9 protein-coding genes are annotated in these 6,886 nt (G+C 60.4%); all 9 read right to left on the reverse strand.

Going from position 1 to position 6,886, the window contains the following annotated elements:
* Window positions 1–16 precede the first annotated feature (16 nt).
* Window positions 17–808, reverse strand: coding sequence for an endonuclease VIII (gene nei / locus WFM46_RS10560; RefSeq protein WP_336997595.1), 792 nt, complete (start codon window positions 806–808; stop codon window positions 17–19).
* A 12-nt stretch (window positions 809–820) separates the two neighbouring features.
* Window positions 821–1,465: a pyroglutamyl-peptidase I gene (gene pcp / locus WFM46_RS10565; protein WP_103178714.1), complete on the reverse strand. Its 645-nt coding sequence runs from the start codon at window positions 1,463–1,465 to the stop codon at window positions 821–823.
* Window positions 1,466–1,474: 9 nt separating this feature from the next.
* Window positions 1,475–2,470 (reverse strand): 5-oxoproline transporter, DUF979 family subunit, encoded by a 996-nt coding sequence (locus tag WFM46_RS10570; protein WP_180209999.1) that lies wholly within the window; start codon window positions 2,468–2,470, stop codon window positions 1,475–1,477.
* Window positions 2,467–3,177 (reverse strand): DUF969 domain-containing protein, encoded by a 711-nt coding sequence (locus tag WFM46_RS10575; RefSeq protein ID WP_103178712.1) that lies wholly within the window; start codon window positions 3,175–3,177, stop codon window positions 2,467–2,469. The genes WFM46_RS10570 and WFM46_RS10575 overlap by 4 nt, the downstream gene beginning before the upstream one ends.
* Before the next feature lie 35 nt (window positions 3,178–3,212).
* Window positions 3,213–3,947, reverse strand: coding sequence for a 5-oxoprolinase subunit PxpA (gene pxpA / locus WFM46_RS10580; RefSeq protein WP_336997599.1), 735 nt, complete (start codon window positions 3,945–3,947; stop codon window positions 3,213–3,215).
* Entirely contained in the window at window positions 3,937–4,869 is a 933-nt protein-coding gene (pxpC, locus tag WFM46_RS10585; RefSeq protein ID WP_336997596.1) for a 5-oxoprolinase subunit PxpC, read from the reverse strand. The genes pxpA and pxpC overlap by 11 nt, the downstream gene beginning before the upstream one ends.
* On the reverse strand, window positions 4,863–5,519 hold the full coding sequence (gene pxpB / locus WFM46_RS10590; protein WP_114315605.1) for a 5-oxoprolinase subunit PxpB: 657 nt from the start codon (window positions 5,517–5,519) through the stop codon (window positions 4,863–4,865). The genes pxpC and pxpB overlap by 7 nt, the downstream gene beginning before the upstream one ends.
* 14 nt (window positions 5,520–5,533) lie before the next feature.
* Window positions 5,534–6,277, reverse strand: coding sequence for a type 2 GTP cyclohydrolase I (locus tag WFM46_RS10595; protein WP_103178709.1), 744 nt, complete (start codon window positions 6,275–6,277; stop codon window positions 5,534–5,536).
* Between the two features lie 9 nt (window positions 6,278–6,286).
* Window positions 6,287–6,886, reverse strand: a 600-nt coding sequence (locus WFM46_RS10600) for an FAD-binding domain-containing protein (protein ID WP_336997597.1), incomplete at its 5' end; no start/stop codon positions are given.

Here is a 6,886-nt window from a genome sequence, read left to right on the forward strand (position 1 = left end):
CGCCACCCGGCTTTTTTTACATCTGGCACGCAGGACACCAGTAAAACGGTCTGGAAGAGAGCGTCATTTTCTCAATCACCCCGCCGCACCGCTCGCACTTTTTCCCCGCCCGATGAAACACCTTAAAGCGGAATAATGCCCCATGATGCTTCTTGTCATTCACCACTCCGCGGGTGTTATACGACAGACGCGGGATCGCCAGTAGCGCATGCGCCAGCGCGTCGAGCTGTTCTTCGGTGAGCTGTGACGCTTTATGCTGCGGCGCCAGCCCCACCTCCCACAGAATTTCCACCCGCAGATAGTTGCCCAGACCAGCGAGAAACGCCTGGTCCAGCAGCAGCCCGGAAAACTGCCGGTTGCGGAATTTTGCCGACAACAGCCGCGCTTTCACCTCCTCTGCCGTCAGGCGTAAATCGAGGACATCCGGCCCCACCCGCTGCAGGAAGGGATGGGTAGTGAGTTGCTCCGGCAAGAGCATCTCAATATCCGAGGCGCTGTAGAGCAGAATGGTTTTATCCACGGTCTGTAACTTAACGCGCAGGACCCGCGTGGTCTGCGGCTCCTGGCCGGTCTCAACCACCCGCCAGACGCCATACAGTTGGTTATGGCTGTAGAGCGTCAGCTGGTTAGAAAAGTGAGTGAGCAGCGCTTTACCGCGCGTCTCCAGATGCGTGACCGTCTCGCCGATAAGCCGGGATTCAAACGGTTTTAACTGAGGGAAAGCAAACCACACGTCGGTGAGCGGTTTGCCTTTTATCGCCGCCTCCAGGCTATCCGCCGCGCGGCGGATCTCTGGTCCTTCTGGCATAATGACTCCTTGTTAGTGCGTTGCGCCGCCCACCACTTTAATATCCGCCTCCTGGCGCAGCGCCACCGTAATGGCGATCTCCAGCGCCTGCTTTACGGTTTGCGTCGCCATGCTCGGGGCGCCAGGGTGCGCCGCCGCCTGCTCGGGCAGGTAAGGAATATGGATAAAACCGCCCTTCACCTCCGGGCGGTCGGCCAGCTTGTGCAGCACGCCATACATCACGTGGTTGCAGACGAATGTCCCCGCCGTCTGCGAAACCGAAGCAGGAATACCTGATTCACGCAGCGCCGCCACCATCGCTTTAATGGGCAGCGTGCTGAACCAGGCCGCCGGGCCGCCCTCAACGATGGCGACATCCACCGGCTGTCGGCCATGGTTATCCGGGATACGGGCATCATCAACGTTGATCGCCACCCGCTCAACGGTGACATCCACCCGGCCCCCGGCCTGCCCTACCGCCAGTACAACGGAGGGCTGTAGCGCATCAATGGCCGCGTTCAGCACCAACAACGACTCGCCAAACACGCAGGGCAACTGCCGCGCCACCACGCGGCAATCGTCAATAATTGCGCCATCAAGCTGCTTTACCACCTCCCATGAGGGGTTAACGGTTTCGCCGCCAAACGGCTCAAAGCCGGTGATCAATACGGTTCGCATCATTTCTCCTTACAGGAACATCAGGAAGTAGAGCAGGAAGACGTTAGCGATCAGCAGCAATACCCCGGTGGGGACCTGCGCCTTAATGACCGCGTTTTTATCGGGTAACTCCAGCAGCGCGGCGGGCACAATATTGAAGTTGGCCGCCATCGGCGTCATCAGGGTGCCACAGTAGCCGGAGAACATGCCAATCGCCGCCATCACCGCCGGGTTGCCGCCGTGTTGCAGCACCAGAATGGGAATACCGATCCCGGCGGTGACAATCGGAAACGCGGCGAAGGCGTTACCCATTACCATGGTCAGCAGCGCCATGCCCACGGCGTAGACCGCCACCGCAATAAACCGGCTGTCGACCGCCAGGTACGTCTGGGTGAGATAGGAAATGCCTTCCCCGACGCCGGCGGCGGTAAACAGCAAGCCAAGGGTCGCCAGGATCTGCGGCAGAATAAAGGCCCAGCCGATAGAGTCGAGCAGACGGCGCGCCTCCTGCAAAGGCTGATGCACTTTCTCATGGGTCATTTTAACCGCCATCGCCAGGCCAATCAGCGAGCCGACGGTCATGGAGAAGAGCGTCACCAGGGTCGAGTGGTTACCCGGCCCGAACAGCGTCTCCTGCAGGCCCGGGATGTGGTTGAACATCAGCACGCCCACCACCGTCACCACCGGAATGGCCAGCGCTGGTAAAAAGAGTCGATTGCCCAGACGCTTCGCGCTGCTCTCACGCTCTTCTGGCGTGCGCTGGTGATAACTCCCCAGGCGCACCCCGCCGAAACCGGCGATCAGTGCCAGCAGCACGACTGCCACACCCACCGCGATATGGACGGTGCGCTTGTCGCCCACCAGATCGTAGGTCCAGTTCCCCAGCAGGAACAGCAGGCCGTAAATGCCCCAGAACAGACCGGTGGTCATACGTCGCGGGTTGGCTTTATCGCGAAACGACATCAGCGCCACGATGAGCAGGATCAGCCCTGCCAGCCAGTAGAGATAGCTTTGCTGGAAATTCATTTTACCTCTCCCTGCACTTTGGCCAGCTCGCGCTCCAGATGCTTATCCAGGCGGTAGAGGCGGGTCGCGTGGATCGCAAAGGCGCAGAGCGCGGTCGGGATCCCCCAGAGGGCAATATGCAGCGGCTCCGTCTGGATCCCACCGGATTCCAGCATAAAGTTATGCATAAAGATGATGGCGCCAAAGGCGACAAAGATATCTTCGCCAAAGAAGAGCCCGACGTTATCGGTGGCTGCCGACATTGCCCGCAGTCGATAGCGCACCGCCCCCGGCAGCTCGCCATACTTTTTCTCCGCCGCCCCTTCCGCCATCGGCGCCAGCAGCGGGCGCACCATCTGCGGGTGTCCGCCAAGGCTGGTCAGCCCCATTGCCGCCGACGTTTCACGGACGAAGAGATAGACGATCAAAAGCCGCCCGGCGGTGGCGCTGTGGATCTTCGCGATCCACGCCTGGGCCCGCTCTTTCAGGCCGTGGCGCTCCAGCAGACCAATAACCGCCAGCGGGATCAGCAGGATATAAGGCAGGTTACGGGTATTGAGGAACCCTTCGCCCAGTTTTTCCAGAATGGTAGCGATGGGCATTTGCGCCGCCAGGCCGGTGACGATCCCGGCGACAATGACCACCAGCACCGGGTTAAAGCGTAAGAGAAACCCGACCACAATCACCGCGATACCGATGAGTGGCCAGAGGGATAGCGTCTCTGCCATGACCTTTTTCCTGTCGTTGTGTTTGCAAGTGTGCGTTATGCACTGATTTTTATATTGTTTTCTTCAAATTCTCTGCGCAGGCGACGGGCAAAGGCCAGCGCATGCTCGCCGTCACCGTGGATACACACCGTCTGCGCATGCACGGCTGCCCATTCACCGGTAATACTCTTCACCCGTCCGCGCTGGATCATCTCCAGGGTTTGCGCCAGGGCCTGATCTTCATCGGCGATCAGCGCCCCGGCCTGGGTACGCGGCACCAGGCTGCCATCGGCCTGATATCCACGATCGGCAAACACCTCTTCCCGGGTGATCAGGCCATAGCGCGTTCCCGCGCGGATCAACTCGCTCCCCGCCAGCCCGACCAGGATCAGATCCGGGTTAACGGTCGAAACGGCGCGGGCGATCGCATCCGCCAGGTCGCGATCTTTTGCCGCCTGGTTATAGAGCATGCCGTGCGGTTTTACGTGACGCAGCTGCCCGCCTTCGGCGCGAACGATCGCCGCCAGGGCACCAATCTGGTAGAGCATCTGGGCGTAGACCGTCTCCGGCGGCAGGGTCATGGCCGTGCGGCCAAAGTTTTCCCGGTCCGGGAAGCTGGGATGCGCCCCGATGGCCACCCCATTTTTTAGCGCCTCGCGCACGCAGGCCAGCATGGTTTCGGCATCGCCGGCATGGAATCCGCAGGCGATATTGGCTGACGACACCAGCTTTAACAGTGCGGTATCGCTGCCGCACCCTTCACCTAAATCTGCATTTAAATCAACCGCGATCATGTAACCTCCACGCCAGCTGTTCGATGTACTGCTTCTGGATGCGCCGCGCCTCCAGCGCCTCTTCCAGCGTACAGGGGACAAAGTGAATAGGTTGTCCGAGCGGGGCCTGCGCCAGATGGTACATATCGGCCTCGATGATGCAGGCGATCCGCGGATAGCCCCCGGTAGTCTGGGCATCGTTCATCAGAATGATAGGCTGTCCGTTATGCGGCACCTGAATCACGCCCGGGAGCAGCCCGTGCGACAGCATCTCCCGATCGGTGGTGCGCGCCAGCTTTTGCCCCTGCAGGCGGTAGCCCATACGGTTACTCTGTGGGCTGAGCTGCCAGGGCAGACGCCAGAGCGCATCCTGGGAGGCCTGATCGAACTCATGGTATTCCGGTCCCGGCAAGGCCCGCACACGGTTACTCCAAAGAAGCTGTTTCACGCCCTGGGCTTCACGGAATTCACGCCCACCGGCCCGAACCTGCAGGCGATCGCCATCTTTCAGCAGCCGCCCCTCATGGCCGCCCAGCCCCACCTTCAGGTCGGTGCTGAGAGAGTTCATGACCTGCGGCACGTCGATTCCGCCCGCAATGGCCAGATAGCTGCGCATGCCCCGGCGGGGACGATTAAGGGTGAGTTGCTGCCCGGCTTTCACCGGCAGGCGCCAACCGGTCCAGACCGCGGCCCCGTCAAGCCGGGCATCACAGCCCGCACCGGTCAGGGCAAACCAGCCATCCTGTTCAAATTCGAAGATACATTGCCCCAGGGTGATCTCCAGCGCGGCATCATCCGGGTCATTGCCCACAAGTATATTGCCAATCTGCAAGGCCGGTTTATCCAGCGCGCCGCAATAGCTGATCCCTGACTGGCGAAAACCGATGCGCCCGCCGTCCTGCACCGAGGTATAGAGCCCTGCCCGAATAATTTTTAACATACCCCCTCCTTCTGCGGGATAAACCGCACGGTATCGCCCGGTCGCAGCAGCACCGGCTCGTCACGCTCGGGATCGAACAACGGCAGAGAGGTGTGACCAATCAGCTGCCAGCCTCCGGGTGTGGCTAAGGGATAAATACCGGTCTGCGACCCGCCAATCCCCACCGAGCCCGCCGGCACCTGCAACCGGGGTTCAGCGCGACGCGGCGTAGCCAGTTGCTCAGGCAGCCCGCCCAGATACGGAAAGCCCGGCTGAAAGCCCAAAAACCAGACCACATAATCCGCGGAGGAATGGAGCTCCACGACCTGTTTCTCGGTCAGCCCCGCGTGTCGCGCCACCTCGCCCAGATCGGGGCCAGCGGCGGTACCATACACCACGGGGATCTCGATAGCGCGGGAATCGGGTTCCAGCGCTTCGCTCTCTTCCCACCAGCGCTGCAGACGTTCGATGGCATCCAGCGCCACCGAGTGGGGATTGCGCAGCACCACGGTGATATTATTCATCCCCGGAATGGCTTCCACCACTTCAGGGATTTCACCCAGTCGCTGGGTCAAGCGCCAGATCCGTTTTTGCGTCGCCAGGGTCACCGGCGGCTCCAGTTCCAGTACGACGGCGGTTTCGCCTAGCAGATAACAACGTGCTCGCTGCACTTAGATACCTCTCATCAGGCTGGATTAGGAATATCGACAAAGGTGACATCCAGGTCGGTGTTTTCTGTCAGCCATTCGCTGAGCGCGCGAATGCCGCCGCGTTCCGTGGCATGGTGACCTGCCGCATAAAAATGCAGCCCCTGCTCACGGGCGGAGTGAATGGTTTGCTCAGAGACTTCGCCGGTGATAAACGCATCGACGCCAAAACGCGCCGCGCTGTCAATAAAGCTCTGTCCGCCGCCGGTACACCAGGCGACGCGTTTTACCTCATCCGGCCCGGTATCGCCGCTCCACAGCGGACGACGCCCCAGCCGCGCTTCGATCCACGAGGCCAGCTCCAGACCCGGCACCGGCATGGAGAGTTCCCCCCACGGCACCAGCGGCTCGATTTCGCCCATGATGTTAATGCCGAGCAGCGCCGCCAGCTGGGCGTTGTTTCCCAGCTCCGGGTGCGCATCCAGCGGCAGGTGCCAGCCATAGAGGTTGATGTCGTTCTCCAGCAAGGTCTTCAGGCGGTTGCGCTTCATGCCGCGGATAACCGGAGATTCCCCCTTCCAGAAATAGCCGTGATGAACGATAACGGCATCGGCCTGCTGGCGAACCGCTTCATCCAGCAGCGCCTGGCTTGCCGTCACACCGGTAACAATCTTCTGAATAGTTTCGCGCCCTTCCACCTGCAGGCCATTCGGTGCGTAGTCGCTAAAGCTGGCGCTGTTCAGTTTGTCGTTAATCAGTCGTTCCAGTTCACTGTTTTTCATTATGACTCCCTATGCTTTACGGGCGGCTTCATACGCGGCCAGCGTGGCAACGCGCGCCTGTTTATGGTCGACAACCGGGCGGGGATACGCGAGGGTGACGCCCTGCTTGTCCGCCCAGATCCAGGGATCGTGGATGGCCTTGTCCGGCACGGTGGCCAGCTCCGGCAGCCAGCGGCGGATAAACACGCCGTCGGAATCAAACTTCTGTCCCTGGGTTGTCGGGTTAAAAATACGAAAATAAGGGGCGGCGTCGGTTCCGGTTGATGCCGCCCACTGCCAGCCGCCGTTATTGGCGGCCAGGTCGCCATCGATCAGCTGTGAAATAAAGTAACGTTCCCCGGCACGCCAGTCGATAAGCAGATCCTTTACCAGAAAGCTGGCGGTGATCATCCGCAGGCGATTGTGCATCCAGCCGGTTTCATTCAGCTGACGCATGGCTGCATCGACAATCGGATAGCCGGTTTGTCCCTCTTGCCAGGCTTTCAGCTGCACATCGTCAGACTGCCATTCGACGTTATCAGTCCAGCGGATGAATGGCCGATATTTACATAAATCAGGGTGATACGTCATCAGATGACGATAAAACTCGCGCCAGATAAGCTCGTTGAG

The organism is Leclercia sp. M50, from assembly GCF_037150775.1.
Lineage (GTDB): Bacteria > Pseudomonadota > Gammaproteobacteria > Enterobacterales > Enterobacteriaceae > Enterobacter.

Bases quoted from the DNA above. Each gene is read 5' to 3' on its own strand.
- pcp (WP_103178714.1), bottom strand. From the start codon at position 1,465: ATGCGAACCGTATTGATCACCGGCTTTGAGCCGTTTGGCGGCGAAACC.
- WFM46_RS10570 (WP_180209999.1), bottom strand. From the start codon at position 2,470: ATGAATTTCCAGCAAAGCTATCTCTACTGGCTGGCAGGGCTGATCCTG.
- nei (WP_336997595.1), bottom strand. From the start codon at position 808: ATGCCAGAAGGACCAGAGATCCGCCGCGCGGCGGATAGCCTGGAGGCG.
- WFM46_RS10595 (WP_103178709.1), bottom strand. From the start codon at position 6,277: ATGAAAAACAGTGAACTGGAACGACTGATTAACGACAAACTGAACAGC.
- pxpC (WP_336997596.1), bottom strand. From the start codon at position 4,869: ATGTTAAAAATTATTCGGGCAGGGCTCTATACCTCGGTGCAGGACGGC.
- WFM46_RS10575 (WP_103178712.1), bottom strand. From the start codon at position 3,177: ATGGCAGAGACGCTATCCCTCTGGCCACTCATCGGTATCGCGGTGATT.